Annotated in this window: 44 protein-coding genes; 5 read left to right on the forward strand and 39 right to left on the reverse strand. The window is 70.6% G+C overall.

Going from position 1 to position 23,015, the window contains the following annotated elements:
* Positions 1-12: 12 nt before the first annotated feature.
* From ABZS40_RS20570 to ABZS40_RS20760, 39 genes are all read right to left on the reverse strand, one after another.
* Complete coding sequence (locus tag ABZS40_RS20570) at positions 13-1,443, reverse strand: hypothetical protein (RefSeq protein ID WP_354944873.1); 1,431 nt, start codon at positions 1,441-1,443, stop codon at positions 13-15.
* The gene (locus tag ABZS40_RS20575; protein ID WP_354944874.1) at positions 1,440-1,943 is read right to left on the reverse strand and encodes a hypothetical protein; all 504 of its coding nucleotides are present in this window, start codon (positions 1,941-1,943) and stop codon (positions 1,440-1,442) included. The genes ABZS40_RS20570 and ABZS40_RS20575 overlap by 4 nt, the downstream gene beginning before the upstream one ends.
* 113 nt (positions 1,944-2,056) lie before the next feature.
* Positions 2,057-2,380: a hypothetical protein gene (locus ABZS40_RS20580; RefSeq protein ID WP_354944875.1), complete on the reverse strand. Its 324-nt coding sequence runs from the start codon at positions 2,378-2,380 to the stop codon at positions 2,057-2,059.
* A gap of 155 nt (positions 2,381-2,535) precedes the next feature.
* The gene (locus ABZS40_RS20585; protein ID WP_354944876.1) at positions 2,536-2,745 is read right to left on the reverse strand and encodes a hypothetical protein; all 210 of its coding nucleotides are present in this window, start codon (positions 2,743-2,745) and stop codon (positions 2,536-2,538) included.
* The gene (locus tag ABZS40_RS20590) at positions 2,742-3,626 is read right to left on the reverse strand and encodes a hypothetical protein (protein WP_354944877.1); all 885 of its coding nucleotides are present in this window, start codon (positions 3,624-3,626) and stop codon (positions 2,742-2,744) included. The genes ABZS40_RS20585 and ABZS40_RS20590 overlap by 4 nt, the downstream gene beginning before the upstream one ends.
* Before the next feature lie 27 nt (positions 3,627-3,653).
* On the reverse strand, positions 3,654-3,914 hold the full coding sequence (locus tag ABZS40_RS20595) for a hypothetical protein (RefSeq protein ID WP_354944878.1): 261 nt from the start codon (positions 3,912-3,914) through the stop codon (positions 3,654-3,656).
* Positions 3,911-4,150, reverse strand: coding sequence for a hypothetical protein (locus ABZS40_RS20600; protein ID WP_354944879.1), 240 nt, complete (start codon positions 4,148-4,150; stop codon positions 3,911-3,913). The genes ABZS40_RS20595 and ABZS40_RS20600 overlap by 4 nt, the downstream gene beginning before the upstream one ends.
* Entirely contained in the window at positions 4,147-4,833 is a 687-nt protein-coding gene (locus ABZS40_RS20605; protein WP_354944880.1) for a hypothetical protein, read from the reverse strand. Before ABZS40_RS20605 ends, ABZS40_RS20600 begins: the two co-directional genes overlap by 4 nt.
* Positions 4,830-5,117, reverse strand: a complete 288-nt coding sequence (locus ABZS40_RS20610; RefSeq protein WP_354944881.1) for a hypothetical protein — start codon at positions 5,115-5,117, stop codon at positions 4,830-4,832. The genes ABZS40_RS20605 and ABZS40_RS20610 overlap by 4 nt, the downstream gene beginning before the upstream one ends.
* A gap of 3 nt (positions 5,118-5,120) precedes the next feature.
* Positions 5,121-5,546: a hypothetical protein gene (locus tag ABZS40_RS20615; protein WP_354944882.1), complete on the reverse strand. Its 426-nt coding sequence runs from the start codon at positions 5,544-5,546 to the stop codon at positions 5,121-5,123.
* The gene (locus tag ABZS40_RS20620; protein ID WP_354944883.1) at positions 5,543-6,055 is read right to left on the reverse strand and encodes a hypothetical protein; all 513 of its coding nucleotides are present in this window, start codon (positions 6,053-6,055) and stop codon (positions 5,543-5,545) included. Before ABZS40_RS20620 ends, ABZS40_RS20615 begins: the two co-directional genes overlap by 4 nt.
* 115 nt (positions 6,056-6,170) lie before the next feature.
* Positions 6,171-6,386: a hypothetical protein gene (locus ABZS40_RS20625; protein ID WP_354944884.1), complete on the reverse strand. Its 216-nt coding sequence runs from the start codon at positions 6,384-6,386 to the stop codon at positions 6,171-6,173.
* The gene (locus ABZS40_RS20630) at positions 6,379-6,726 is read right to left on the reverse strand and encodes a hypothetical protein (protein ID WP_354944885.1); all 348 of its coding nucleotides are present in this window, start codon (positions 6,724-6,726) and stop codon (positions 6,379-6,381) included. Before ABZS40_RS20630 ends, ABZS40_RS20625 begins: the two co-directional genes overlap by 8 nt.
* Positions 6,723-7,040, reverse strand: coding sequence for a hypothetical protein (locus ABZS40_RS20635; protein WP_354944886.1), 318 nt, complete (start codon positions 7,038-7,040; stop codon positions 6,723-6,725). The genes ABZS40_RS20630 and ABZS40_RS20635 overlap by 4 nt, the downstream gene beginning before the upstream one ends.
* Positions 7,037-7,342, reverse strand: coding sequence for a hypothetical protein (locus ABZS40_RS20640; protein ID WP_354944887.1), 306 nt, complete (start codon positions 7,340-7,342; stop codon positions 7,037-7,039). The genes ABZS40_RS20635 and ABZS40_RS20640 overlap by 4 nt, the downstream gene beginning before the upstream one ends.
* Positions 7,339-7,533, reverse strand: a complete 195-nt coding sequence (locus ABZS40_RS20645) for a BldC family transcriptional regulator (protein ID WP_354944888.1) — start codon at positions 7,531-7,533, stop codon at positions 7,339-7,341. Before ABZS40_RS20645 ends, ABZS40_RS20640 begins: the two co-directional genes overlap by 4 nt.
* Positions 7,526-7,927, reverse strand: coding sequence for a hypothetical protein (locus ABZS40_RS20650; protein ID WP_354944889.1), 402 nt, complete (start codon positions 7,925-7,927; stop codon positions 7,526-7,528). Before ABZS40_RS20650 ends, ABZS40_RS20645 begins: the two co-directional genes overlap by 8 nt.
* Positions 7,924-8,118, reverse strand: a complete 195-nt coding sequence (locus tag ABZS40_RS20655) for a hypothetical protein (RefSeq protein ID WP_354944890.1) — start codon at positions 8,116-8,118, stop codon at positions 7,924-7,926. Before ABZS40_RS20655 ends, ABZS40_RS20650 begins: the two co-directional genes overlap by 4 nt.
* On the reverse strand, positions 8,115-8,591 hold the full coding sequence (locus ABZS40_RS20660) for a hypothetical protein (RefSeq protein ID WP_354944891.1): 477 nt from the start codon (positions 8,589-8,591) through the stop codon (positions 8,115-8,117). The genes ABZS40_RS20655 and ABZS40_RS20660 overlap by 4 nt, the downstream gene beginning before the upstream one ends.
* Positions 8,588-8,776 carry a hypothetical protein gene (locus ABZS40_RS20665; RefSeq protein ID WP_354944892.1) on the reverse strand — a complete coding sequence of 63 codons (189 nt, stop codon included), beginning with the start codon at positions 8,774-8,776 and terminating at the stop codon, positions 8,588-8,590. The genes ABZS40_RS20660 and ABZS40_RS20665 overlap by 4 nt, the downstream gene beginning before the upstream one ends.
* Entirely contained in the window at positions 8,769-9,659 is an 891-nt protein-coding gene (locus ABZS40_RS20670) for a hypothetical protein (protein ID WP_354944894.1), read from the reverse strand. Before ABZS40_RS20670 ends, ABZS40_RS20665 begins: the two co-directional genes overlap by 8 nt.
* Positions 9,644-9,961, reverse strand: coding sequence for a hypothetical protein (locus tag ABZS40_RS20675; RefSeq protein ID WP_354944895.1), 318 nt, complete (start codon positions 9,959-9,961; stop codon positions 9,644-9,646). The genes ABZS40_RS20670 and ABZS40_RS20675 overlap by 16 nt, the downstream gene beginning before the upstream one ends.
* Positions 9,958-10,542 (reverse strand): crossover junction endodeoxyribonuclease RuvC, encoded by a 585-nt coding sequence (locus ABZS40_RS20680; protein ID WP_354944896.1) that lies wholly within the window; start codon positions 10,540-10,542, stop codon positions 9,958-9,960. The genes ABZS40_RS20675 and ABZS40_RS20680 overlap by 4 nt, the downstream gene beginning before the upstream one ends.
* Positions 10,535-10,720, reverse strand: coding sequence for a hypothetical protein (locus tag ABZS40_RS20685; RefSeq protein ID WP_354944897.1), 186 nt, complete (start codon positions 10,718-10,720; stop codon positions 10,535-10,537). The genes ABZS40_RS20680 and ABZS40_RS20685 overlap by 8 nt, the downstream gene beginning before the upstream one ends.
* Positions 10,717-11,169 (reverse strand): hypothetical protein, encoded by a 453-nt coding sequence (locus ABZS40_RS20690; protein WP_354944899.1) that lies wholly within the window; start codon positions 11,167-11,169, stop codon positions 10,717-10,719. Before ABZS40_RS20690 ends, ABZS40_RS20685 begins: the two co-directional genes overlap by 4 nt.
* Positions 11,166-11,963, reverse strand: a complete 798-nt coding sequence (locus tag ABZS40_RS20695; RefSeq protein ID WP_354944900.1) for an ERF family protein — start codon at positions 11,961-11,963, stop codon at positions 11,166-11,168. Before ABZS40_RS20695 ends, ABZS40_RS20690 begins: the two co-directional genes overlap by 4 nt.
* Complete coding sequence (locus ABZS40_RS20700) at positions 11,960-12,973, reverse strand: lambda-exonuclease family protein (RefSeq protein WP_354944901.1); 1,014 nt, start codon at positions 12,971-12,973, stop codon at positions 11,960-11,962. Before ABZS40_RS20700 ends, ABZS40_RS20695 begins: the two co-directional genes overlap by 4 nt.
* Complete coding sequence (locus ABZS40_RS20705; protein ID WP_354944902.1) at positions 12,970-13,218, reverse strand: helix-turn-helix transcriptional regulator; 249 nt, start codon at positions 13,216-13,218, stop codon at positions 12,970-12,972. Before ABZS40_RS20705 ends, ABZS40_RS20700 begins: the two co-directional genes overlap by 4 nt.
* Entirely contained in the window at positions 13,215-13,343 is a 129-nt protein-coding gene (locus tag ABZS40_RS20710; RefSeq protein WP_354944903.1) for a hypothetical protein, read from the reverse strand. Before ABZS40_RS20710 ends, ABZS40_RS20705 begins: the two co-directional genes overlap by 4 nt.
* Positions 13,340-13,801: a hypothetical protein gene (locus ABZS40_RS20715; RefSeq protein WP_354944904.1), complete on the reverse strand. Its 462-nt coding sequence runs from the start codon at positions 13,799-13,801 to the stop codon at positions 13,340-13,342. Before ABZS40_RS20715 ends, ABZS40_RS20710 begins: the two co-directional genes overlap by 4 nt.
* Entirely contained in the window at positions 13,798-14,325 is a 528-nt protein-coding gene (locus ABZS40_RS20720; RefSeq protein WP_354944905.1) for a hypothetical protein, read from the reverse strand. The genes ABZS40_RS20715 and ABZS40_RS20720 overlap by 4 nt, the downstream gene beginning before the upstream one ends.
* Positions 14,325-14,756 carry a hypothetical protein gene (locus ABZS40_RS20725; protein WP_354944907.1) on the reverse strand — a complete coding sequence of 144 codons (432 nt, stop codon included), beginning with the start codon at positions 14,754-14,756 and terminating at the stop codon, positions 14,325-14,327. The genes ABZS40_RS20720 and ABZS40_RS20725 overlap by 1 nt, the downstream gene beginning before the upstream one ends.
* The gene (locus tag ABZS40_RS20730; RefSeq protein WP_354944908.1) at positions 14,753-15,031 is read right to left on the reverse strand and encodes a hypothetical protein; all 279 of its coding nucleotides are present in this window, start codon (positions 15,029-15,031) and stop codon (positions 14,753-14,755) included. The genes ABZS40_RS20725 and ABZS40_RS20730 overlap by 4 nt, the downstream gene beginning before the upstream one ends.
* Positions 15,031-15,993 carry a hypothetical protein gene (locus ABZS40_RS20735; RefSeq protein ID WP_354944909.1) on the reverse strand — a complete coding sequence of 321 codons (963 nt, stop codon included), beginning with the start codon at positions 15,991-15,993 and terminating at the stop codon, positions 15,031-15,033. Before ABZS40_RS20735 ends, ABZS40_RS20730 begins: the two co-directional genes overlap by 1 nt.
* On the reverse strand, positions 15,990-16,610 hold the full coding sequence (locus ABZS40_RS20740) for a hypothetical protein (protein ID WP_354944910.1): 621 nt from the start codon (positions 16,608-16,610) through the stop codon (positions 15,990-15,992). Before ABZS40_RS20740 ends, ABZS40_RS20735 begins: the two co-directional genes overlap by 4 nt.
* A 6-nt stretch (positions 16,611-16,616) precedes the next feature.
* Complete coding sequence (locus tag ABZS40_RS20745; protein ID WP_354944912.1) at positions 16,617-17,546, reverse strand: hypothetical protein; 930 nt, start codon at positions 17,544-17,546, stop codon at positions 16,617-16,619.
* A gap of 155 nt (positions 17,547-17,701) precedes the next feature.
* Positions 17,702-17,974: a hypothetical protein gene (locus tag ABZS40_RS20750; protein ID WP_354944913.1), complete on the reverse strand. Its 273-nt coding sequence runs from the start codon at positions 17,972-17,974 to the stop codon at positions 17,702-17,704.
* Positions 17,971-18,177, reverse strand: coding sequence for a helix-turn-helix domain-containing protein (locus ABZS40_RS20755; protein ID WP_354944914.1), 207 nt, complete (start codon positions 18,175-18,177; stop codon positions 17,971-17,973). The genes ABZS40_RS20750 and ABZS40_RS20755 overlap by 4 nt, the downstream gene beginning before the upstream one ends.
* Before the next feature lie 2 nt (positions 18,178-18,179).
* Positions 18,180-18,491: a hypothetical protein gene (locus ABZS40_RS20760; protein WP_354944915.1), complete on the reverse strand. Its 312-nt coding sequence runs from the start codon at positions 18,489-18,491 to the stop codon at positions 18,180-18,182.
* 296 nt (positions 18,492-18,787) lie between these two features.
* Between ABZS40_RS20760 and ABZS40_RS20765 the strand changes: the two genes are divergently transcribed.
* From ABZS40_RS20765 to ABZS40_RS20785, 5 genes are all read left to right on the forward strand, one after another.
* On the forward strand, positions 18,788-19,213 hold the full coding sequence (locus ABZS40_RS20765; RefSeq protein WP_354944917.1) for a helix-turn-helix transcriptional regulator: 426 nt from the start codon (positions 18,788-18,790) through the stop codon (positions 19,211-19,213).
* 4 nt (positions 19,214-19,217) lie between these two features.
* Positions 19,218-20,444: a site-specific integrase gene (locus ABZS40_RS20770; RefSeq protein WP_354944918.1), complete on the forward strand. Its 1,227-nt coding sequence runs from the start codon at positions 19,218-19,220 to the stop codon at positions 20,442-20,444.
* Between the two features lie 475 nt (positions 20,445-20,919).
* Entirely contained in the window at positions 20,920-21,453 is a 534-nt protein-coding gene (locus ABZS40_RS20775; RefSeq protein ID WP_354944919.1) for a hypothetical protein, read from the forward strand.
* Positions 21,454-21,460: 7 nt separating this feature from the next.
* Positions 21,461-21,634, forward strand: coding sequence for a hypothetical protein (locus ABZS40_RS20780; protein WP_354944920.1), 174 nt, complete (start codon positions 21,461-21,463; stop codon positions 21,632-21,634).
* A 333-nt stretch (positions 21,635-21,967) separates the two neighbouring features.
* Positions 21,968-22,528: a GNAT family N-acetyltransferase gene (locus ABZS40_RS20785; RefSeq protein WP_354944921.1), complete on the forward strand. Its 561-nt coding sequence runs from the start codon at positions 21,968-21,970 to the stop codon at positions 22,526-22,528.
* The last annotated feature ends 487 nt before the right edge of the window (positions 22,529-23,015 follow it).

Raw genomic sequence — 23,015 nt, forward strand, 5'->3', positions numbered from 1 at the left:
CCTCCTCACAGGTCAGACGAACGCGGCGAAGGGCTTGCGGGACGGGCGGTGCACGCGCGGTGTCACCGCGCCGAACAGGGCCAGCGAGCCGGCCGCCAGGGTCGCGATGTCCACCGTCGGATCGCTGCGGTCCCACGCCCACGAGTTGCCGACCCGGCGCTTGTCGGCGCCGGCCACCGCGGTGGTCAGCTCGGTCTGCCCGAGGTGCCACACGTTGCGCGACGCCAGGTCCTCGCCGGCGACGCCGTCGAAGAGCAGCTGGCAGCCGGTGACCACGTCGGCGGTCGCCGCGCGGTGCACCTTCAGACCGGCCTTCTCCGCCGCGTCCGCGATCGCCTTGTCGTCGATCACCACGACCAGCGGCTGGTGCCGCTCCAGCTCCTTGAGCCGATCCACGATCCAGCCGGTGCCGGGCCGGTGATCCAGGCCATGCTCGTTGCCGGTCGTCTCGACCAGCCACCCGCCGCCGGCGCGGGCGCCGGCCGCGGTGATCGCCGAGTACGACCGATCCGGTGGCACGTACACCCCGTACGCCGGGCGGCCCGCCATCGTCGACGACGCGTCGCGCTGCCCCAGCCACGCCAGCTCCGGGATCACCAGGTACTTCGCGTCGGCTTCCGGGGGCCAGATGCCGGCGCACTCACGGCCGTAACCCTCTTCACCGAGCGCACCCTTGGCGATCGCCAGCGTCTTCGGCGTCACCCGGATGCCGTACGCCGGATTGGCCTTGGCCATCACCCGCGGGTCGCCCAGGTTCGCGCCACGGTCGACGCCCCACTCGCAGTACGCCAGCCCGGGCTCGCGCGCCAGCACCCGCTTACGCAGCCGCACCAGGAACTGCTCGGCGACCTTCGGGACCGTCGACAGGTACCAGATCTGCGGGTTCGGCCGGGCCAGGATCGTCGGGACCAGCGCCTCCAGCTGGTCGTCCGTCAACTCCAGCGCCTCGTCGAAGAACACCTTGTCGCCAGTGATGCCCCGCCCGGCCCGCCCTGTGCGGGTCCGGAAGCGCAGCTGCCCACCGGTGAGCAGCTCGATGGCCTCTTCACCGTTGGTCTTGTTCACCCGGCGCACCCGGCGGACCAGGTCATCGGAGCCGTCGACCAGCTCCACGGTGCGCCGGAACGCCGTCTTCGACGTGTCGATCAGGTGCGCGGTGTGGACGATGACCTCGTCGCCGAACAGGAACAGGCTCGCGAGCTCCACCGCCTGGGCGATGTCACCCTTGCCGTTCTGCCGCTGCACGATGACGCCGACCTCGGGCGCCGCCCAGTCGCCGGCCGCGTCCTCACCGAGGCCTGCCTCGATGACGTGCTGCTGCCACGGGTCCAGCGTCCGGCCGAGCGAGTGGTAGAACTCGATCGCCTCGCAGGCCGCCGACGTCACGCACTCGGGGCGCAGCTCCAGCCGCGGTGTCTGCTGTCCGAGCAGGGTGCCGCTCACCGGCCCTGTGCCAGCGAACCGATCCGGCGTGCCGCCCGCTGTGCCCGCGCCCCGTCGAGCGGCCCCGCGGGCTGCTCGGGCACCTCGGCGATCTGCATCAGCATCACGCGCAGCTGCTGGATAGCCGCCGGCGCGGCCCCGGACTCGTCGACGCGGCGGGCCAGCTTGACCACGATCGAGCAGAGGATGCGCCGGGGGTCGCCGGCGGGGAAGTTCGGCAGCAGCTTGGCGACGAACTCGCGCACCTCGGCCTCGATGTCGCCCGGGTCGGTGTCGTCGGCCGGTTCGTCGTCGCTCTCGACGACCGGTGCGGCGCTCTGCGTCGGTGCCGGCTCTGACTGTGACGCCCGGCGAGCCGGACGCGGCTTCGTCACCGTGACGTCGGTGTCACCGTCGCTCGCCCCGTCACGACGGCAGTCGGCCGTCTCGTCACAGAGCGAGTGATCGTCCGCGCGGTGGCGTCGGGACCTGCGTTGACGCTCGGCTCCGGTCAGCGGCATGGCACCTCCCGACGTTTTCCCAGCTCAGCGGGGGGAAATTTTCCTGACGGAAGCATGAGGGTCAGAAGTGTCCGTTTTGCGTGCCCGGGGCGCCCCCCTACCCTCACCCACTGTCACCATCTGCGCGAGTTGATCGTCGATCGCGTCGGCTTGCGTGGTGTCTTGCGCTTCGTGCTCGTGTGCGTGCGTCGCTGCTGTGCCAGCTGCTGACCAGCACGACAGTTGCACGATGCGTGGGCGAGGCGGCGTACGGTGCCTGGTCCTCCACCACCGAGGGCCAGGGGTGGGTAGTGGTCGTAGTGCAGGCGCATCGCTGTGGTCATGGCCTGTGTGCAGAAGGGGCAGGGCAGGGTGCCTACCTGGGCCAGGTGGGCGAGGGCTGCGGCGCGTGCCTGCTGGTGTGCCCACCCGTACCCCCGCTGTGTGGTGGTGGGCATGGTGGCCACCCCCCTGCGTTTTGGGTGGGGGGTGGGTGCCCCGCCCCCGGGTATGCGAACAGCCCGGGAGCGTTGCGCTCTACCGGGCTGTTCCGACACCTCTGCCTGTCCGTGAACAGCGTTGCAAGTGATCACCGCGCTGTCAAGCTGCCGGGTCACGCCAGCGCGTCGGGCTTCCACTCGTCGCGGCAGCCGGGCCGGTCGGCGTTCGGCTCGGCTGGTGATGCGATGTTGGCGATAGGCGGCATCAGCAGCAGGTGTGACCAGCGGCGGAACCAGCGGTATCGGCGTTCGCGGTGGATCACGTAGCCGAGCCCGATGCTCAGCGGCAGGGCCAGCAGCCAGATCAGCAGTTCGTCTCTCATGCCGCGCGTCCTTCCGGGTCGGTGGTGTCATCATGCCGCGCCTGCCGGGATTCGCGCTCTGCCCTGGCTACGGCCTTGCGCTCGGCGAGGGCCAGGACCTCACCGAGGACGTACCTCGGTCGTGGCCTGCCGCCCGGATCCCGGTGCACCCACAGCGGCCCTTCAACCCCGTCGGGCAGCGCCTCCAGCTCGGCGATTAGTTCACCCCGCTTCGCCCATGTGCGGATGGTGCCTTCGGGGATCTGCGGGTACGCGAGGCTGATCTGGCGGGCGGTGTACGCCTGGTCGCCAGTGAGGCCGTCGAGGTACGCCCGCCGCTCGCGCACGTCGTGTCGGGTGCCGCAGGCCCGGCAGACGGCGATGCGGGCGCCGATTCGGGCGTGGAGGTCGGCGGGGCAGCGTTGGTCGTCGTCGAGGTCGGCGCCGCATTGGCCGAGCCATCGCCGTTCGGTGGGTCCGGCGGCGACGCTGCGGACGATGACGGATGCGCTGCGGAAGTCGCGGTAGGCGTCGGCGGCGTGGGCCTGGCGGCGTAGCCAGTCGAGGTGTCCGGCGAGCCAGCGTGCGGCGGCGATGAGCGGGTCGGGCCCGGTGGGTTCGGGCCGTTCACGGTCACCGGCGATGGACCTGGCCCAGGTGGTGATCTCGTTCTGGACGGCGTCGAGTTTGGCTCCGGCGCTGAGGTTGAGCGGGATGCGCCCTTCGTGACTGCCGCCGCCTCCGTTGGTGCCGTGGCGGCTTTGGCCGGTGGCGACGTCGCGGGCTGCGGGTGTGGCGTCGGCGAGGTCGTGCAGGTCGCGGTACGCCCGGTCGGTGCACAGCTGGCACGCGGCGGCGGTGTCTGGCTGCGGGCGGTCGCAGAGGGTGCACGGGTTGGTCAACGCGGGGCCTCTCATGGTGCGGGTGGGTCAGCGCTTGCGGTCGGCTCGACGTGCGGCGAGCTGCTCGCTGTGGGCCGCCGTGCAAGGCGGGCAGCGGCACATCCAGTTCGTGTACGTCGCGGCGTGGCCGTGCTCGGCGAGGCTGGGGTCGGCGGCGAGCCGGTCGCGTCGGTCGGCTCTGGCCTGGCGGTGGCGTTTGGTGTTGGCGGTCGTGCAGTCGCGGCAGCGGCAGCCGTAGCGGGTGCTGCTGTAGGTGCTGGGCAGGCCGTGGGTCGGGCCGGTGGTCACCACGGGATCAGCCAGCTGTCGACGTCGATGGCCTGCGGCGGGTACGCGCACCCGTCGGACCGGAGGTGGCGCAGCTCCAACGCGACGAGCTGCTCGCGGCGAAACGTGGCCACCAACGTCGGCCGCCGGCAGGCGCACCGTTCCGGGTCGAGCAGCATCGGCTCGGCGGGCTTGCGGTGGGGCTTGGCGGGGCCGGCGGCCGGGTGGCTGCGGACGCGGGTACGGCTGACGGTCACGGTTGCTCCTGGTGGTCAGCGCCGAGCCGCTCGGAGCGGCAGGGCGCGCAGTTGTGGGCTGGCTGGCCGCGGTGGATGCGGCAGGTGGGGGCGGCGTCGATGCGGCGTCGCCTGTCGGCGTCCCACTGGTCCCGGGCCTTGCGGGCGTCGCCGCAGGCGCGGCATGGGCCGGAGGTCGGGGTGGTCAGGTGCTCTGTGCATCGGGAGGGGGGCGGCCCCTCGTGCGCGCGGTCGTGAGTGACGTACGAAGAGCTACCCCCCTCTTTACGGGTCGGGTCGGGTCGGGTCGGGGTTACGAACACATCCCGAACGTTCGCCGACTGTTCGGCCGAACCGTTTGCGTCCTGAGCTGCGCCCTTGCGCTTCGTCCTCAGATTTCGCATGCGTTCTCGTGCGGCCTTCCTTTCCTCTTCGACCTCCTCTCGTTTCGGGTTGAAGTCGCCCCAGTCGTGGAACCTGTAGCCGCCTCGGGCCCTCTTCCACAGCCCTGCGGCGACCAACTGCTGGGCCAGCGACGCGGCGTCCGGGAGCAGTCGCGGGAGCACGTGGTCGGGGATGAACCCATCGGAGAGGTTCGCTCCGGACCAGGAGCCAGCGACCACCCACAGACCCAGCGCGGCCGGCTCGGCGGCGAGAACCTTGGGGTGGGAGTGGAACGAGTCGTCCACCTTGAACCACGTCATCGGGTGCTTTTCCTCTTTCGGGTGGGGCGTGGGCCTGGCGCCGCCGTGTCTTGGTGGCAGGTGGCGCAGGTGGCCGGGTAGAAGTCGCGGTTTCCGCTGGCTGGCCGGTAGGGCTGGCCGGGGTAGAGGTAGCCGCCGTCTCTGCGGCAGGTGCCGACGGGTGAGCGTTGGGCGACGGCGTCGAGCCACGGGGCGGCGTTGATGGCGGTGTGGCCGGCGAGGAGGAACCGTCGCCAGATGCCGCCTCGGCCGGGTTGGTGGATGAGCGCCGCCTGCTGGGTCATCGGTCAGCTCACCGCCCGCGCGGTGGAGGCGAAGAACGCGGCAGGGCTGAGCAGGTCCAGCTGCCGGCTCACCACCGGTGTCGCCTTGGGGGCCGGGTGTGGGCAGCAGGTGCAGCTCTCCGGCGACGGGTTGCTCTCGGGCACTAGGACGCCGCCGGTTTCCCACCACTGCCGGCCGTCATCCGTGATGCCGTAGTAGTAGCCGCCGCCGCAGCCACCGAGGACCATGCCGCGAAACCCGTACCTGCGGTTGCCTCGGACGGCGTTGGGGCGGCCGTGAACGACGACCCAGTCACCGGGCGCGTACTTGCCCCGCTTGGGTATGGGGCCGACGCCGATGGCGACGATGAGGTTGCCCTCGGGGTCCCAGGCGGCGTGTTCGGAGTGGCAGTTGTCGGCGTGGTGGCGGGTCATGTCGAGGGGCTTCATCGGCTCACCCCGGGCAGCTCGACGGTGACGATCGGGCGGCCCGGTGGCTCGTCGTCCGCCGGGTCGTACTGGTCGGTCGCGTACCCGCCCACGCCGTGCTGGTGCTTCGGAGCGCCGGGCAGGCATGGGCAGGCCACGGCCCGGGCCTCGGCGGCGTAGACCAGGGCGACGAGCTGGAAGGCGATGCCCTCGTGCGGGTCGGTGACTGCGGTGGGCGGCCAGGCGGCGTACCAGCCGGCGAGCAGGTCGCGGATGACCTCCCGGCGCTCGCTGCCGGTGCTGGCGTCGGCGAACGCCTGGGTGGCGTCGTCGAGCATCCGCTGCACCGCGTCGGGGTCGGGCTCGCTTAGGACCTCTCGTAGTCGCTGGGCGTAGTCGGCGGCCATTCCGTGCGGCGAGCAGTACAGCGCCAACTCGTCGGCGAAGTCCCGGACCCGCTGGACGGTCGCGGCGAGCTTGTCGCGCTCTGCCTTGACCGCGTCGAGGTGAGGTGTCGGTCGCCCGTTCATCGGTGTCTCCTGAGCTTCGCGGCGAGCAACCGGGCGCGCCGGGGGCGGATACGGTGAGCGCGGATGATCAGCGGCACGACGTGCCGGATGTAGTCCGCGCGGACGCTCGGATCGATCACTCGGTCTGCACCATCGCGGTGAGGTTCGCGACGTCGTCCGGGGTGAGCGCGTCGAGCTGGATGTCGGCGGCGAACAGCAGCACCCCGACGAAGCCGAGCTGCTTGAGGTGGTCGACGGCCCGCTGTAGGTCCACAAGGCTGTGGTCGCCGACGTTGCCGATGACCAGCACGTCTCCGGGCTTGACCAGCACCACGCGTTTCTCGTCAGGCATGGGCGTCCCCTCTGGGTAGGTCGACGGGAACGATCAGGTCGAGGCGCTCGGCGATGACCTCGACGGTCGGGCACGGGCCGAAACACAGCGGCTCTTCGCAGCCGAGGCACCACGGGCACCGGCAGTGGCAGTGCTCCCGGCCGCCGCCGATCAGCCGCCAGCCGCGCCCCTCGCACGAGCAGTCCGGGTCGGGCCGGCCTGTGGCCGACGGATCAGCGGGGTGGACGTCGAGGACGCGCAGGATCACCCCGCGCAGCAGCTCGTCGACGCCGTCCCGGTTGACGTACTCGCGGATGGCGTGCACGGCCTGGTCGTGAGAAGCGATCAGCAGGTCACTCACCGGACCCGCCCCAGGTGCCGGTAGTCGTCGCGCCACCCGAAGCAGTCGCCACACTGCGACAAGCTCATCGGCCGGAACAGGTGCATCACGGGCCGTGCCGCCATCCGGCCGTGCCGCGACGCCGCGGTGATCCGGACCGCGGGCGGCATTGGCACGCGGGGCCGCAGGCGTCGGCGGCGCTCGATGCTGACAGCGTTCGTCGCGTCCTGGCAGGCCCGGCACGGCTTCTGGTTGGCGGCCCGATGCCGGCTGTACCCGGCGGTCGTGCCACACCGGCCGGTGTCCGTGGTGGGTGCCTTCGTCGGTGCCGTCATGCCGCCAGTCCTTCCTCGAGGGCCGGCCCGCGCCCGTGCTTGGCGAGGACCTGGGTCACGTACACGTCGTCGCGTTGGATCAGCGCCGCGATCTGCTCGATCGACCAGCCGTAGCCGGCCATCCGCAGGACGTCGCCGTCGAGCCGCGGCCCGGGTGGGCTGTGGATGACGCCGCCGACCCGGTGCAGGTCGGCGGCGTCACTGCGACGCAGGGAGAGCGGCACTGGGCGGGCGGTTGGGGAGGGTCGTTCTCCGAACCGCTCCTTCCAGAGCGCCTCGTAGAGCGCGTCGCGTTCGGTCATGGCTCGACCGGCCCCCGGGTCAGTGCGGCGCGGATGTCGGCCTCGTAGAAGCGGCGGTGCCCGCCGGGGGTGCGGATGCCGTGCAGCTTCCCGGCGGCAGCCCAGCGGGTGACGGTCTTCGGGTCGACGCGGAAGATGTCGGCGACCTCGCCGGGGGTGAGGAGTCGGCCCCGGTTCTGGGTGTCAGCCACGGACGTCCACCCCCGCCCGGCGTTGCTCGATGACCCTCGACCAGAGCTCGGTCAGGGCGTCGAACTCGTCGGCCATCCGCGCGTGCCAGGCATCCCACTCGGCGTCAGTCCGCGGCTCGTCAGGCGCGTCCGCCCCGGTCGATGCGTCGAAGCCGAACGCGACAGCCTGTGGCAGGGTGAGTTCAGCCCGGTAGAACGAGCCGAGCAGCTGACCCAGCACGCAGTAGCACGAGTGCTTCATCTGCAACGCGTCGAGGTCGATCGGGCCGCCGTTCTCGAAGCCCTGGCTGGGCCGATCGGCGTGCCACCAGTCGAGCAGTTTGCCGTCGAGCCAGGTGATTCCCCGGTCGACGCGGGCCTGTAGCTCGCTGACGGTCATCGTCGGGGCGGTCACGATCCACCGTCCCGGCGGATGTCGGTCCAGCCCTCGTCCGGGTCGCTTGCGGCCGTCGTGGCGGCCAGCGCGAGCGTGGCGTGCACCTGGGCCTCGGCGAACAGGGACAGCTCCTCCGGGGTCGCCCGCTGATGCCCGTCCGCCTGGCCGAGCAACTTCTCGGCCTCGCGGTAGTGCTCCGGCCCGGTCATGCCGCGTCGTCCGTGCCGCCGGAGAACGGCGAGGCCACGCGGTTGGCCCGCTCCGCCTCCGCCTCGGCCGCCTTGCGCTCCGCCCGCTCGGCCAGGATCTCGTCGGCCGAGGCCTCCGGCACCTGGCGCTCGCCGTCCTGGTCCCCGTCCTGCTCACCGCCCGGCGCGACATCGAACAGCGTCGCCGGCTCCTGGTCGTCGATCCCCGTGCGGTCCTTGTACCGCCGCTGCAACAGCGACCGCACCGCCTCGATGTCGTCCTCGTCGACGGCGACCTCGATGTGCGCGATCTTCGCCGTCGGGGTACGCGACCCGTCCTCCGACGACACCTTGTAGAAGTTCGGCTCGACCCTGACGACGGCCCAGTACGAGGCGTCGAGCAGCTGGTCGTTGACCAACTTCCCCTCGATCTCGGAGAGGCCGTTGCGGGGGCGGTTCTCCTTCGTCCACGCGGACGAGATGTTGACGGTCATCGGGTGGTGCTCTCCTTCTTGCGGGTTGCGGCCAGGGCGTCTGCCCGGGCCTTCTCGACCTGCGCGGCGGCGTGCCAACCGCTCGCCGCCTTTGTGGCCCGGCCGGCGATCGACCAGGCCTCGTCTCGTTCGGCCTTGAGCTGGCGCACCTCGGCGTCGACCAGCCGCGCCAGCCACCTACGCACCGGGCACCTCCCTGCGGACGACCAGCACCGTCACCGGCGTCAGCGGATGCGGGTGCTCGACGGGCACCGTGTACCGGGACCCGCAGGCCTCGGTGGTGCACTGGTCGGCGTCGTACCGGTAGAGCACGTTCGCGGCCGCCGACGTGCCGGTGCGGATCGCCTCGTCGAGGGCGTCCTGCGCGTGCTGCCGGACGGCGTTCGCGCCGTTCAGCTCGCGCCGCAGCCTCGCCACCTCACCGAGCGCCTGGTCGAGGTCGGCGAGCCGGGGCGCGAGCTGCCCGGCCAGCCGGGTCTTCTCACTGCGAACCTGCTCCAGCTCGGTCGTGGCGTCACGCAGTTGGGCGTCGAGCCGGTCGGCACGGCGCCGACATTCGTCGTGCTTCGCCCGTTGGTGCCCGGCCCGGTTCTGCGCCTCGGCGGCCTCCCGTCGTGCGGCGTCCAGCTCGGCCGTCAACCGCTCGATCTCGGCGGCGTCCTCCGCCCGGTCAATCTCGTCGGCCACCTCGTCGTCGGTCGGCTCCGGGTCGGCGAGGTGAGCGTCGATCCCGGCGACCTGCTCAACGGACTCGGCCTGCGCGACCGGGTCGGCCACCACCGGCACCGGCTCTGGCGCCGGCTCGTCGACGGGCTCCGGCTCGGCCAGCACGGCGGCCAGACCCGGGTCAGCCGCCGGCGACTCGGGCCGTACGACCAGTCCGGCCGCCTCCGCCTGCTCCACCTCAATGGCCGGCAGCGGCCAGTCGTTCGCCGGCGTGCCCCTCGGCAGCTCGTACTTGTCGCACGGGCAATCCATCACCCGGCAGCCACCCGACCCGTGCTTGTGCGACCACCGGCCATCACCACACCGGCACTCCGGATCCGCCGCGATCACCGCCTCCGCCATGGCCACCACCCCCTGCTCTTCGGCTTGTCGTTGAGGGCGACCACGGCCGCCTCGGTCAGGTGCACCGGCAGGCCGTAATCCAGGGCGGCCAGCTCGGCCAGAGCCGCGTACAGAAGCGCCCGACGCCGGTCCGACCCCGCCCGCTGCACGAACTCGGCCACCACGAACCCAGGGCAGTAGCCCGGCAACTCACACGCGTTCGCGTCGCGGTGCTCCCGAACCGCGCCGACCAGCTCGCTCAGCTCGGCCCGGCACTGATCGACAGCGGCCGTCACGTGCGGCGGGATCTGCGGGCCGCTCATACCGGCACCACCGGCCCGGCCTCCGTGGCCAACGTCGGCCACTTCACGTTCGCCAACGCCCGCGACTGCGAGCTGCTCGACCGGACCAGCAGGTGGCCGTACGCGGCCAAACCCATCGACAGCAGCGCCACGCCATCCGCCTGGTTGTCGTCACCGATGTGGACCAGGCGCCCGTAGTCAGCGGTGATCCGCTCGACGACCTGCGTCTTATTCGCGTCGCCCTTCCCCGTCGCCCAGATCTTCAGCTCCGGCGGCCGCACATCGACGTACCGAATCCGCTGGACGTGCAACCAGTGCTTGACCACCCCGTGCAGCTCGGCCAGCCGGAGCGCGGTCGCCCCGTGGTCGATCTGCGGCAACCACTCGACGAGCACCAGGTGCGGCTCGCACTTCACCGCGGCGGCGACGTCGTTCAACACGGCGTGCACCCGCTTGTGGTCCATGTCGGTGGCGCCGTGCGCGGTGCGGGCGGTGTGGATGGTCCGGGCGAGCAGGCCAGCCCGCCCGTGGTGGTCGTGGGTCGCGGCGAGGCCCGTCGCGGCGAGGGACAGGTCGAGGGCCACCATGCGAAGCTCAGTCACCGTGCACCGCCCGAGGCGTCAGCTCGTACCGCTCAGCCAGTGCCCGCAGGATCGCCGTCGACTGGCAGTCGAGGCACACGGCCGTGTCCCGGAAGTGCGGGCAGGTCGCGGCCTTCCACGCCTCGTTGACCAGCGCGACGTCGGCCGGATCCGGCACGTACAGCTCGGTCCGGCTCACCGCCCATCACCGCCCAGCGGCACCACCCGCAACGCCGGCGTCGGCGCGGCCTGCAACTCCCTGGCCGTCTCGCGGACCGCGTCGGCGAACCCGTCGGTGTCGACCACCCCGGCCAGCGCACCGCAGACCCGGGCGTACACCGCCCGCACCACCTGCTCGCGGGTGACCTCCAGCCCGGTGATCTCCCGGGTCGGGTGCCAGCCGCTGATCACGACCGGGCCGGCGTACGGCATCTGCGCGGCGCCGAGCGCCATCAGCAGGATGCTGCCGACCACGTTGCGGGGCAGGCCCTTGGGGTGGCCGTCGCCGTCGACCCAGCCCATCAGCCCGTTCGGCAGGTGGACCATGTCCCACCAGTCGCCGATCGCCTGCCGGATCAGGTCGCTGGTCGGTTCGGCCGTGTACTCGGTGAGGGTGCCGTCGACGTTGACGCGCAGGTAGCCGCTCACTGGCCAGCCTCCTGCCGCTGCCGGCCGATCCGGTTCACCAGATCCAGCAGCGACTCGTCGTCGCCCACCTCGTTCACGACCTCCGCCGCGCCCATCCGGTGCTGGCTCAGCTCGGCCCGGATCTGCCTCAGCCGCCCCAGCGACGTACGCGGGTCCGTGATCTCGTCCCGGTACTCCGTCGGCTTCGGCGCCGGCGACTCCCCACGCTCGTGGTTGCTCGCCTCAGCGTCGAGCCGCGGGTCGCGCGTCGGAATCGACAGCGCGGTGATCAGCAGGTTCCGGTAGGCGACCGTGCACGCCTTCGTCGTGCCCTTGTCGCCGGAGTCCATCGACTCGCCGCACGACTGGGCGGGCATCTCGTCGCCCTTCGGCCCCCGGATCGAGTACGTCACGGTGACCGTGCACTCGCGCATCTTCTTGTTGTTCGAGGTGAGGACGTCCCGGTAGTTCGCCTCGGTGCACGTCGGGATCACCATCACGCCGTGGCGACGCAGCGCCGGCCCGACGGCGTTGAGGACCCGGTCGACGCCCCGGTACTGGTAGTTGCCCTGGCCGGTGGCCTGAAAGCGGTCACCCTTGCCGACCGACTGCACGTCGGCCATCACCCGGGCCCACGCGGTGTGGACGGGCACCTGGGCCCCGTCGGTAATCGCGCCGTCGTACTCGATGTCGGGCAGCTCGTCGACCGGCTCCCGGGACGCCGGCCGCTCGCCGGCGTACGCCCCATCCCTCGGGGCTGCCGGCGCCCACTCCTGGTCGTTGGTGTCAGCGGCCGCGCGCTCTCGCAGGCTCACTCGAACTCTCCTGTCCGTCGGAACTCCGGGCTGATCCGGATCTGGTGGTGGGTCTTCTCGGTCACGCAGTCCGCGTACGCCTGCGGCCACTGCTCACGCAGCCGGTCCAGGTCCGTCGTCCGCTTCGTGACCGGGTCGAACGTGTAGGCCAGCTGGTCGCCGAACTTGACCGACCGCGCGCCGGCGGCCAGGCGGGCGAGTGTCGCCCTGGTCCGCTTCAACGCCCGGTCAGCGGCGCCCTTACGTGCGGACAGCTCGGCGTACTCCATGACCTCGCCGACCTCGTCGAGGCTGATCTCGCCGACCCGGTCGGGGTGCATCAGCGCGTCCATCTCGATCAGCGCCGCGGCCCTGTTCAGGTCCCAGTCCGGCTCGACGCCGGCGAGCAGATGCTCGGTGCGGAACCGGTCGACCTCCCGCAGCACGTACCGCTCCATCGCTTCGTCGCGGTGGGCGACGGTCATCTTCAGTTCGTTGCCGCCGAGCAGCACCGCGACGTGGATGTGGTCGTAGCCGGTCACGGCCATTTGCCAGGTGCATTGGGCGAGGACGTCATCGGGGATGTCGGAGCGCCATCGGCTGGCCTTGAAGGCGCTGCGGCACTTCACTTCGAGGGCGCACGCGGTGCGTACCTCACGGTTCATGGGGCACTCGGCGACGCGCCGGTCGAGGGTCGCCATGCGCCATGGCTGGTCGACGTGGGCGACCAGGCCGACGCGTTGGATGACGGAGCGTTGCCGGCGGGCCCATTCGCGGGCGACGGGCTCTTCGAGCAGGTTGCCCCAGAGGGCGGCTTCCCCGGCGTCGTCGACGAGGTCGCCGCGCTTGTCGCGGTAGACGTGCACGGCGGTGTTGTGGTCGGCGACGCCGAGGATCGCGGCGACGTCGGAGGATCCGATGCCGTTACGGCGTGCGGTGAGCCACGTGTCGCGGGGTGCGTCGGCGGGGAGTAGCCGCACGGCGGTCGGGGTGACCCGCCGTGCGGCTACCGGGGTGGGAGCGTCGGTCACTGGCGGCCTGCCGGGCGGTCGACGGTGAGGATCCCGGCGCGGATCGCGGCAGCCACGGCGTGCGGTGCGTTGCGTACGCCCATCCGCCGGTAGAGCTTCGACAGATGCGACTGGATGCCGGCGGTGGTGCGGCCAAGCTCCAGGCCGATCTGGCGGGTGGTGCGGCCGGTGGCGACGAGCGCGAGGATCTGCGCGTCGTACTCCGACACCGCCGGTCGGCGCCGCTGCTGGGTTGGGGCGGTCACAGGATCACCGCCCAGGCGATGCCGGGGACGACGAGCAGCAGCACCATCACGGCGACGATCAGGCCGGTGGTGGAGTTGCCGCGTCCCCACTGGTCGGCGTTGTAGAGGGGCTTGTCGTCGCTCACTGGTCGGCCGCCGTGGGCTGGAGGAAGATCGGGCCCCACATCTCGACGAGGTCCTGCCAGGCAAGCTCGCTGCCCTTGTCGTCCTCGCAGACTCGCCAGCCGTCGCCAGCGCGCTGCCAGCGGTCGGTCTGTCCGTCCCAGACCTCGGTGACGTCGGGGCCGGGCTCGTCGACGAGCGGCCGGCGGGCCAGCTCGGCGCGGAGCTTGGCGACCTCCGCCTCGCGCTCGACGAGGCGCAGCGTGGCCAGCGCGGCAACGCCGGCGATGGCCATGCGGCCGCCGATCTCCTCCTCGATTCCGATCGTCAGGCGAGCGCAGGCGACTGCGATCCCGTCGTCGGCGAGGGACTGCGCGAGCTGCGGGTTGGTCAGGAGCTGGTCGAAGTCCTCGGCGAGTGCGACGTGCGCCTGGTCCAGCTGGGCGAGATCACCCGGGCTGAGGTTGTGCGGGGGGATCACCGGGTCACCGCCAGGGCGCGCTGCTCGTCGCCGATCTCCTGCAGGAACCGGCGGGCGATGTCCGCCGCGTCGTCCCCGTACCGGCGGATCACCTGCGCCAGGGCCAGCTCGGCATACGGGGGCGTCCACTGCACGTCTCGGAGCGCGGGCCGGTCGGGGGCGACCGGCGGCACCGGCTCGCCGACGGGTGCCGACGTCTCCCAGGCGGCCAGGTCGACGGGTTCCGCCAGCGCGGCGGCCGGGCGGATCCGCCGGCTCGGTGCGGCGTTCGCTGCCCGGTACGCCGCCTGCTCCGCCTCGTCGCGGGCGTAGCGCTGGTCGTGGCGGTCCTTCGCGGCCTGGTCGTGCCAGACGATCGCCGGCCCTGGGTTGGCGGTGGCCGGCTCGTCGGCGTGGGGTGCCCACAGGTCGTACTCGTTCGCGGCGGCCCGGCGCTTGCGGCCGAGCAGGTGCAGGCCGCCGACAGCAGCGCCGATGGGCAGTAGGAAGTAGGCGCTGGTCAGCAGGTCTTGGGTCAGGCTCATCAGGACTCCCGGGTGGGAAGGGTGCGGAATTGGTTGACCAGCGCCTGGGCCCGCTCGTCGGCGTGCGAGTGCAGGCCGATCACGAGCGCCCGGGCCAGCTGCGGCGGGGACAGCGAGTCGCGCAGGTCCGCGTACATCTGCTCGCGGAGGCTGGCGACGATCTCGGCGGGCATCCCGTCGCGTAGGGCGATCAGGTACGAGGCGTACTGGTCGACGGTCCGGGCCACGACCAGGGCGATCAGCTCGGCGTCGACGTCGGGCAGCGACGGGTCGTCCGGCTGGAGCAGCGCGGTCACGGTGGCCGCGTGCAGGCTGTCGTCGGCTGCGGGCTGCGCCGGGTCGGCAACGCGGCGGGGGCGTGCGGCCAGGGCCACGACGATGGCGACGAGGGTGGCCAGCCAGCCGCAGAGCAGCACAGTGGGGAGGTTCATCGCACCCACCCCCGCAGCAGCGCGACGACGAGCGGACCCCAGACGAGCGCGACGACGAGCAGCACCGTGCCCGCGATCCACCACCGAGCGGAACGCCAACGCAGCTCACGCTGAAGCTCGCGCCGCGCCTGCTCTTCATGGTGAGCCCGCCGCTCGGCGAGGAATGCGCGGAACTGAGCGGGCGAGACAGCCGGACAGGACAGCTCGTGCTCCTGGCCGGGCGGCGTCCAGCAGTCCGGGCACCGCGCCGGGCCCGCCTTGATCGGCAGGCTCATCACGCACCGTCCAGGAAGGTGGCGACGTCATCCCACCGATTGGAGGCCGTTACCAGCAGCTCCCGGTGCTCGGTCTCAGTCGCTTCCTGCGCGGCGTACCGGTCGTCGTCGCGGATGCCCTCGACGTGCGTCCGGATCAGGTCCGCGAGGGTGGCCGGCTCCAACGCGTCCAGCTCCCACGACTGGCTGCCGTACAGCTGCTTGTAGCTGCCCGACCGCGAGTCGGTCTCCTTGGCCGGGTTCGGCGGGGGGTTGTATCGGCGGACCTGATCGAAGTTCAGCGCAATCCGGCGGACCTCCAGGTTCGGCAGCCCGTCCGGCTCATCGAGGTGGTCCTCGTCGGAGAGCACCCACGAACCACGGTCCTCGCCGATGAACAGCTCCAGCCGCTCCCGGATGTCCCGGGTCATGTCGATGCCGGACGGGTCGTGGTCGCCGAGGTGCAGCACGGTGACGCCCTGGCCCTGGTCGACGTACTGCCCGAGCCGGCGACCGGCGCGCCACAGCTCTGACTGGCTGACGTAGCCACGGCACGAGAAGTAGGCAACGTCAAGCTCACTGGCGACCTGGCCGACGATGCCGGCGAGGGCTTCCTTCTCGACCCAGATCTCAATGCGGCGCGGCTGGTCGGCCCACTTGTCGATCGCGTACCCCTGGGCCGCGCCGCGCATGATGTCCGCCGGATCGCTCCAGTGGCTGTTGCGGGCGAGGTTGCGGGTGCGGTCGACGATGTACGACCAGTCGAGCAGGCCAGCCATCCGCGCCTTGTTGATGACGCTGCCGAGCCGCTTGTACGACTGGACGGTGTTGGGAATCCAGTCGCGGGAGACGAACTGGTAATAGAGCTGCCGCAGCGTGAGGTCGAAGCCCTGCGCGGCGTACTCGCGGCAGATCGCGTCGGCTCGCCGAATGTCGATCTGTGCGTCGGTGCCGGGGTTCCACGCTTCGTAATGGATCTTCACCGTGCACCGCCCTCGGTGGTGGTGGGCGCGGCGGGCACCCCCGTACCCGCCGCGCCCCGACCGACGCCGACCCCCGGCGGCGTCGACCACTGGCCCCCGGCCGGACCGGAGACGCGAGGTAGCCCGGATGGGCTCGGTCCGGCCGGGGAATCGGTGTCCCGCAGAGCGGGGTCAGTCAGCGGGGCCGGCTCGACGAGGCCACCCAGGCGCACCTCGTCGACGTCGTCCGTGGCGTACGGGCGCTGCCGGAACGACGGAGACGGGCGCGGCACCGCACGGTCAGCAGCCGCCGGCCACACCGGGGTCGCCTCGTCGGCCGCGTCGGCCAGGGCCCGCTGGTACGCCAGCTCCGCCTGGATATCAGCCGCGAGACGCTGAACCTCGTTCTGCCAGAACGTGGTCGCGCCGTACGCGGCCGTCAGGCCCCGGTTCGCGGCCTTCACCTTGTCGGTCTTCAGGTCGTCCCACCCGGACCGCTTGGCCAGGTCGGTCAGCTCGTCGTCGCGCCGGTTGTAGTCGCGGCTGGCGGCGTCGCAGCGGGTCGCGGCCGTACGTAGCTTGGCCCTTCGCGAATCCAGCCATTCCCGCGTGGAGGTGGTGAGGCGCAGGGTTCCCATCTCCGGTCACCGCCCCGACTGCTCGTCGGCGATGTGCCCGTTAAGCAGCACCATCGCGTCGGCCTGCGAGTCGAAGCCAGAGAACGAGGCCCCGCACTCACAGGTGACGCTGTTCTCGCCCGGACCGCCGGCCGTGCCGCCCGAGTGACGGTGCTCCTGCTCGGCGGCCGCCGGCCACTCGGTCTTCGCCAGCTGGGTCAGGCCGAACTCGTTTACGCCGGCCGCCTTCGTCGACGCGTACTGGTCGCACCAGCGGTTGCCGAAGTGCAGGACCATCTCGGCCCGCGCCTCCGCGCGCGTGCCGTAGATCAGCACGTACCTTCCGTCGTGCTCCTGACCGGAGCCGAACGTGAAGACCCAGACCTGCTCGACCTCGTCGGCCGGCAGCTCGTCCGCCTGGGCCTCGACCGGCTCCGGAGCCGGCATGCCCTCGAAGTAGACGGACAGCCCCTCGCCCAGGTCGGACTGGGTCGACTGCCACGTCGCCCGCTTGGACTTGCTCGCGCCGTACCCGTCGAGCAACTCCAGACCCAACGCCGCCGCGAGACGCGACACCTCGCCGTCCGCCAGCTGCACGTTCATGCCCAGCCCCGGCCACACCTTCAGCTGCGGCTTGTGTTCCTCGATCAGCCCGGCCAGCTTCTTCAGCCCGGCCACGACCTCGGCCCGCAACGCGACGGCCGACGCCTCCGCGACCTCGTCGTCGGTTGCCACCCGCACCGGCTCGTTAGCCCAAAGGCGTTCGCCCTGCGGCACGGTGTCGCCGATCCGCGTGACGACCAGCAGCACCTTTTCGACGGCGTCGCCGTCCTTGTCGTGGTCGGTGTAGCGGTGGGCCTGCTCGACCCGGTAGACGTGCGGCCGGTTGGTCAGGAGCACGTGGTCGCGGCGCTGCAGTTCGCCGGCGGGAGTCTCGTTGGTAGGGTTCTCGTTCATCGACCTTGGGCTCCTTCGGGAGTTGGGATGAGGTCGGTTGGCGCGGGTCACCTGGCTAGAGGTGGCCCGCGTTCTTGCTGTTCGAGGTGGTGCGTCCGGCCCGCCCGGTCGTAGCGATCGCCGGGTCGGGATCCCGAACGGGCCGGAAACTCAGATCAGGCCCTCGTCCGGCGCGCGCGTTCCGCCTTGTGGTCCGCCCGGCGCTGCTGACGCGCGGTCAGCCGGTCGGTGCCGTTCTGCCGGCGGTAGTTGTCCTCGCGACGCTCCGCCGTCAGCGGGCTCACCGAGCTGCCGTACGACCCGGCGGTCTTGGCGGCGGCAGCCCGCTTGGCGCGCCCCTTGATGTCGAGGAGGCTGGCGAGCTGGGCGGCCAGGTTGAGGCGACCGGGACCAGCCGGGGGAGTGGGGTTGCTCGGGCTCGTGCTCATGCGGCCTTGCCTGCCTTCTCTCGGGAATCCGCCCACGCCTCGATGGCCGACGGGCGGATACGGATCCGGGCCTTCTTGGCACCGGGCTTGGAGATGTCGACCCAGGTCAGTTCGCCGGCCCAGATCAGGCGGTAGACCGTCTGCTTGTCGACGCGCATCAGCGCGGCGGTCTCGTTGACGGTGAGCAGGTCCAGGGCCGACACGGTCAGGCCGCCGGGGTGCTGGCGGCCGAGGTGGTGACGACGGTGAACAGCTCGTCGAGGATGGGTGCCTTCATGCCGGCCGCGCGCAGCTGCGCGTCGCGGCGCTGAAGCGCGGCGATCGTCTGGGCGATGAAGACCTCGCCGATGACGCCCTGGCGGGCCCGGCGGACGGTGCGCTCGGTGACTCCGGTTTCCGCCGCGATCTTCGCCGGGGTGTCGCAGCCGATCGCGGCGAACAGCTCGGTGTGATGGGCGACGTCCAGACGTATCCCAGCCGTGTCCGGCTTTACTGTGTCATGGATGTCCGTACTCATGAGGGCTAAGTTACTAGGACATGCACGTCATAGCAAGGGGCGGCGCGCCGCCTGTGCACCTCGGCATTCATGTCCAGCCGAACGGTTGAACTACGGACACGCGTGTCCGTAGACTGTCATCCATGTCCACGCTGCAGGCACGTCGCAACCGGCGAACCGCGATCGCTCAGGAGTTGCGCGCACACCGCACGTCGCAGAAACGAACCCACCCGACCCCTGCAAAACCGCCGCTCGTCGTGAGGTTCCGAGGCCCCCGCCTACCCCTCACGGACATGCGTGTCCGATACGGTGTGGAGGTGGGAGAACGCACCGTCAACCGAGAAGCCTGGGCCGCCGTCGTCGCCCAGCTCGTCCGCGACGAGGCAGGCGGAAACACCACCGCCTTCGCGAAGCTGGTCGGCGTCACCTACAAGACCGTCCGCCGCTGGCTCACCCAAGAGACGGACGTCTCCGAAGACAGCATCCGCCAGGTCGCCAACGCGCTGCACGTCAAGCCAGGCCCACTGCTCGTCCGCGCCGGCTTCTACAGCCCCGACGAGATCGCCGGCGACCAGGCCCCGGCCGACGCCGACGACCCGGCGATGCGGGTCATCCTCGAATCCGATGTGCCGCCGCGCGTCAAGCAGCGCATGATCCAACGCCTGCAAGCCTTACGGGCCAAGGACTCCGAGCGGCACGTCGACGAGGTGAAGTGGTGGATCGACCAGGCTAAGGAGATGTAGCTCGATGGCCTGGATTCGCCAGCTGCCCTCGAACCTGTGGGCGGCCACCGTCAGGCTGCCCAAGGGCAGCGACCCTGACCGCGTCACCGAGACGTTCCGGCTCAAGGGCGGCGCCCAGACGTGGGCCCGCGACCTGGAAGCGGACATCAGCCGCGGCGACTGGATCGACCCCCGCGCCGGCAAAAAGACCGTGGGGGAGTGCTGGGAGAAGTGGGGCACGACCAGCCGGCGGTTGGAGATGGCCAGCCGGAAACGCGACGCCTCGCACTGGGGGGTGCACGTCGAACCCCGCTGGGCGAAGACACCCGTCGGCACGATCCTCAAGCCCGACGTGACCGCGTGGGTCGTCGAGATGGAGAGCACCCACAAGGCCAGCTGCCGCAAGCGGACCACGTGCCCGGGGTGTAAGCCGCCGGTCGGCGCGGCGACGATCGAGGGCGCCCTCGGGGTGCTGCGTGCCGTCCTCGACCTGGCCGTCGAGGCGAAGTTGATCCGTGACAACCCCGCCCGGGGCGTCAGCCGGCCGAAGCGCAACGCGCACGTCGACCGCATCCTCGACCCGGGGGAGGAGCGGCAGCTGGTCGACGCGCTCGACCGGATGTTCCCCGGCCGCGCCGACGCCAGCCTGTTCGTCGAGCTGATCGCCGACACCGGGATGAGATGGGAAGAGGCTGCGGCGATCCCGCCGGAGATGGTCGACACCCGCAAGCACCGGATCAACATCGCGTGGGTGATGGAGCGCGACGGGACGTGCCGGCCGTACGCGAAGAGCGCCGCCGGGAACCGGACGGTGACCTACGGGGAGCACCTCGTGAAGCGGATCGCGGCGGCGAAGCTGGCCGCGCGGGAGGTGGCCGGCGTGTTCCCGAAGGGCGGACCGGGACGGCTCGTCTTCACGTCGGAGAAGGGCGAGGCGCTGCGGTACTCGAACTGGCACAGGCGGGTGTGGACGCCAGCGCTGCGCGGGCTGCCGGAGCGGCCGATGGTGAAGGGTCACGCGTACCGGGCGGCGGTCGTCGGCGCCAGCCTGGCCGACCCGCAGCCAACGCCCCACGATCTGCGGCACGGGTTCGGTACCCGGTTGGCGGACGAGGGTGTGCCGGTGCACGACATCATGGCGTTGATGGGACACGAGGATCTGCGGTCCGCACAGCGGTACCTGCACTCCCGCGAGGACCGGTTCGATCGGGCGCGGCAGGCGATGAAGCGGGCGCGGTCAGCCGGCTCGTGAGTCACCCGTGAGTCATGATCTTGATTCGCCATGTTGAAAGCGCCTAAACGTGCCTACGTTCTGCGGACCCCCGCCGCAGGTCACGCCGCGTAACCGCAGGTCAGGGCCATCGCCCGGCATTCGTTCACACCGAAGAGGTCGCTGGTTCGATACCAGCATCGCCCACTCTCAGTTCGTGCAGGTCAGTAGCCCGTTGCCGGAGTAGCCGGTAACGGGCTTCGCCGTATGCGCGGCTTAGATTGGGAGCAGCGCGGCTGGTTCTCGGTCTGGGCCGCCATGGACTCACCCGGCTGAATGACCTCCAGCAAAGCCCGGACTGGTCGCGACGATCCGAACGCTATCCGGCGCCACCGGTTCGGTAGCTGGTGTAGTCAGTTAGGACACTGAGCCACCGAGCAGCGACGTGACCAGGCCCTTCAGCCTGGAGACCTCTTCGGCGAATCCGATGAGTGCGCACTCCAACTAGCGTGCACTCATGGCCGAGTCTTTGAACCTCTCGAGTCCGGCTTTGCGCCGGGAGGCGCTCCGGATGGTTGAAGTGGATGACCCTGGCCCACAGCACGCGATACTCCGAAAGGTCTTCGACCTCGAAAGGACGTGGCGCGAAGGTCCGGACACGGGCGAGAGCGACGAGTACGAGCAGATCTACGTGACGGCCTTCCTGCTGTTCCTGATCGGTGATCCCGCGGACGCACCCCGCCTGTGTGGAGCGAAGTTCCGCACGGGTGAGATGGACCTGGGCATCGGCTTCGATGCCCAGGCCATCTTCGGAGCGGGCAGAGGCGAAACGCTGCAGTGGCTCCTCGAGAACGGACACACCGACGAGCACGCGCACCTGTCTGAGTGGTTGTCGCAGGGGGAAGACCCGAAGATCGAAGACTTGGCCCGGCATGTACGCGAGTATTTCTACTCGCCGGATGGCGTGCTGCTTCTGGAACCGCTTTACGGCGAGGGGAAGGCCGCCCGGCTCACGTGCCCGACGAGCGGCAGTCCGGAAGACGACGGATAGTCGCCTGATGACTGGACCGGATCTCGACCCCGAACAGTATCCGCCCATCGACCCGCGTGAACCGGTGCCCGACGACGCGGGCGTCCTTCTGCCTGGCGCGCAGGACGAACTGCCCGAAGCCCCGGCCGAACCGATGCCAGACGACGGTGGCAACGCCGGCGGCGTGCGCGAGCCGGCATAGATCCGTCCGCGATCGGGCGTGACACCAGCCCGACCGCCGATGCCGGCGCTCAAGACGTCGGGGCGCCGCCCATCGGATCCGCATACACCGCCCCAGCTACCGCGAGCCCGGTTTGGGGAGCAGGTTGGGAGCAGCGGGGTGCCCTGAACGGCCTTGACCGATCCCACTTGCAGTGCTCCTGACCAGGACTTTCGGGCTGGAGACCTTTTCGGCGGATCCGAAGAGGTCAGCCATGGTGCTTCCGGTTGTCCAGTCGGACGACGTCCGCTCATGTCCTCCAGCGGGCACCTCGGGGCTGGTGCGGGGCGCGGTGATCCGCCTGTGAGCAGCACTATGGCCATCGTCTGCGCGGGTCGGTCACCCGAGCTGAGTTGGTGTAGCCCGTGGCCTCCCAGCCTCGGCGGCGTCTCGGTCCGCGACCATGAAGTCGAGATGCAAGATAGATCGATGGTGAAGATAAGACGGTTCGACATCGCCGATGCCCCCGCCGTGGCGGGCCTCATCGAACGCTGCCTGCGTGAGGTCAACAGTCGCGACTATCCGAGGGAGGTCATCGAGCGGATGTGCGACCACTTCACCGAGCAACGCATCAAGGAACTCGCCATCCAACGACAGATGTTCGTCGCGGAGACAAACGGGATCGCCGGCACGGTCTCCCGTGACGGCAACAAGGTCTACACCATGTTCGTGCACCCGTGGGCCGCTGGTCGCGGCATAGGACGGCTCCTCATGCGCCACATCGAGGCGCTGGCGGTGATCGACGGCTACGACCACATGGAAACCGGAGCGAGCATCACAGGGCATGGCTTCTACCATCGGCTCGGCTACATCGACGTCCGCTCCACGGAGACGGAGTTCGGCTTCAACTACATCCTGCGCCGCGATCTGCCGTGACGGAAGCAGTAGCCATCGAAGCTAGATGCAAGGTGCGCCCTCATGCGGCTGACATGACGCGGGCGTCCTGGGCGTGCTCCCCGATTGACCGATGGGGCTGCGGGAGCCAGCGCTGGTGCCAGCCACAGCACTGGACCGGCGGCCTTCCGATCGCTCCGCGGTCCGCTGCGAGCCAGGTGTACGGGGAGCAGATTGGGAGCAGCAGGGTGCCCTGGACGGCCTTGAACTGCCTCCAACGGCATCGAATGGCGCTCAACTGCACCCAGCCCTGCCTGCGGCTTCTCGTTTCTGCAGGTCAGAGTGGGTGCAGCGTTCTGTTTAACACCGAAGAGGTCGCTGGTTCGTTACCAGCATCGCCCACTCTCAGTTTGTGCAGTTCAGAAGCCCGTTAACGGAGTCATCGGTAACGGGCTTTGCGGTATGTGTGGCTTACATCGGGTGCAGCGCGGCTGGTCTCGGCCCTACCAGTGTCCACATCACGGTGTCG

Source organism: Micromonospora sp. NPDC005324 (genome assembly GCF_040607155.1).
Classification (GTDB): Bacteria; Actinomycetota; Actinomycetes; order Mycobacteriales; family Micromonosporaceae; genus Micromonospora; species Micromonospora trifolii.

Coding starts and splice junctions, on each gene's coding strand:
- ABZS40_RS20720 (WP_354944905.1), bottom strand. CDS start 14,325: ATGAGCCTGACCCAAGACCTGCTGACCAGCGCCTACTTCCTACTGCCC.
- ABZS40_RS20745 (WP_354944912.1), bottom strand. CDS start 17,546: ATGAACGAGAACCCTACCAACGAGACTCCCGCCGGCGAACTGCAGCGC.
- ABZS40_RS20640 (WP_354944887.1), bottom strand. CDS start 7,342: ATGACCGAACGCGACGCGCTCTACGAGGCGCTCTGGAAGGAGCGGTTC.
- ABZS40_RS20585 (WP_354944876.1), bottom strand. CDS start 2,745: ATGAGAGACGAACTGCTGATCTGGCTGCTGGCCCTGCCGCTGAGCATC.
- ABZS40_RS20670 (WP_354944894.1), bottom strand. CDS start 9,659: ATGGCGGAGGCGGTGATCGCGGCGGATCCGGAGTGCCGGTGTGGTGAT.
- ABZS40_RS20750 (WP_354944913.1), bottom strand. CDS start 17,974: ATGAGCACGAGCCCGAGCAACCCCACTCCCCCGGCTGGTCCCGGTCGC.
- ABZS40_RS20760 (WP_354944915.1), bottom strand. CDS start 18,491: ATGAGTACGGACATCCATGACACAGTAAAGCCGGACACGGCTGGGATA.
- ABZS40_RS20620 (WP_354944883.1), bottom strand. CDS start 6,055: ATGAACGGGCGACCGACACCTCACCTCGACGCGGTCAAGGCAGAGCGC.
- ABZS40_RS20580 (WP_354944875.1), bottom strand. CDS start 2,380: ATGCCCACCACCACACAGCGGGGGTACGGGTGGGCACACCAGCAGGCA.
- ABZS40_RS20655 (WP_354944890.1), bottom strand. CDS start 8,118: ATGACCGGGCCGGAGCACTACCGCGAGGCCGAGAAGTTGCTCGGCCAG.
- ABZS40_RS20605 (WP_354944880.1), bottom strand. CDS start 4,833: ATGACGTGGTTCAAGGTGGACGACTCGTTCCACTCCCACCCCAAGGTT.
- ABZS40_RS20625 (WP_354944884.1), bottom strand. CDS start 6,386: ATGCCTGACGAGAAACGCGTGGTGCTGGTCAAGCCCGGAGACGTGCTG.
- ABZS40_RS20730 (WP_354944908.1), bottom strand. CDS start 15,031: ATGAGCCTGCCGATCAAGGCGGGCCCGGCGCGGTGCCCGGACTGCTGG.
- ABZS40_RS20675 (WP_354944895.1), bottom strand. CDS start 9,961: ATGAGCGGCCCGCAGATCCCGCCGCACGTGACGGCCGCTGTCGATCAG.
- ABZS40_RS20775 (WP_354944919.1), top strand. CDS start 20,920: ATGGCCGAGTCTTTGAACCTCTCGAGTCCGGCTTTGCGCCGGGAGGCG.
- ABZS40_RS20770 (WP_354944918.1), top strand. CDS start 19,218: ATGGCCTGGATTCGCCAGCTGCCCTCGAACCTGTGGGCGGCCACCGTC.
- ABZS40_RS20575 (WP_354944874.1), bottom strand. CDS start 1,943: ATGCCGCTGACCGGAGCCGAGCGTCAACGCAGGTCCCGACGCCACCGC.
- ABZS40_RS20615 (WP_354944882.1), bottom strand. CDS start 5,546: ATGAAGCCCCTCGACATGACCCGCCACCACGCCGACAACTGCCACTCC.
- ABZS40_RS20660 (WP_354944891.1), bottom strand. CDS start 8,591: ATGACCGTCAACATCTCGTCCGCGTGGACGAAGGAGAACCGCCCCCGC.
- ABZS40_RS20780 (WP_354944920.1), top strand. CDS start 21,461: ATGACTGGACCGGATCTCGACCCCGAACAGTATCCGCCCATCGACCCG.
- ABZS40_RS20740 (WP_354944910.1), bottom strand. CDS start 16,610: ATGGGAACCCTGCGCCTCACCACCTCCACGCGGGAATGGCTGGATTCG.
- ABZS40_RS20610 (WP_354944881.1), bottom strand. CDS start 5,117: ATGACCCAGCAGGCGGCGCTCATCCACCAACCCGGCCGAGGCGGCATC.
- ABZS40_RS20635 (WP_354944886.1), bottom strand. CDS start 7,040: ATGACGGCACCGACGAAGGCACCCACCACGGACACCGGCCGGTGTGGC.
- ABZS40_RS20785 (WP_354944921.1), top strand. CDS start 21,968: ATGGCCATCGTCTGCGCGGGTCGGTCACCCGAGCTGAGTTGGTGTAGC.
- ABZS40_RS20725 (WP_354944907.1), bottom strand. CDS start 14,756: ATGAACCTCCCCACTGTGCTGCTCTGCGGCTGGCTGGCCACCCTCGTC.